1 protein-coding gene is annotated in these 292 nt (G+C 70.9%); it reads right to left on the bottom strand.

Features of this window, described 5'->3' with window-relative positions; translation table 11 throughout:
- Nucleotides 1-292 (bottom strand): EAL domain-containing protein (locus WDW90_RS38870; protein ID WP_336492967.1); only part of this gene is annotated, 292 nt, incomplete at both ends.

Here is a 292-nt window from a genome sequence, read left to right as displayed (position 1 = left end):
GATCTCCCGCAGGGCGCGGGCCTGCGCCTCCGTCTCGACGCCCTCCACGATGCAGGCGAGGCCGAGGTTCCGGCACAGGTCGAGGATCGACCGGACGAGGTTGAGCGAGGCCGGGTCGGTGCCGATGTCGGTGACGAAGCTGCGGTCGACCTTGATCTTCCGGATCGGCAGGCGATGGACGTAGCTGAGGCTCGAGTCGCCCGCGCCGAAATCGTCGAGCGCGATGCGGACGCCGAGGCCTTCGAGGGCGAGGAGGGCGCGGCGCGCGTCGACGAGGTCGCGCATCAGTCCG

The organism is Methylobacterium nigriterrae (genome assembly GCF_037106235.1).
GTDB classification, from domain to species: Bacteria; Pseudomonadota; Alphaproteobacteria; order Rhizobiales; family Beijerinckiaceae; genus Methylobacterium; species Methylobacterium nigriterrae.
This window is presented reverse-complemented; position numbering and strand designations above follow the sequence as displayed.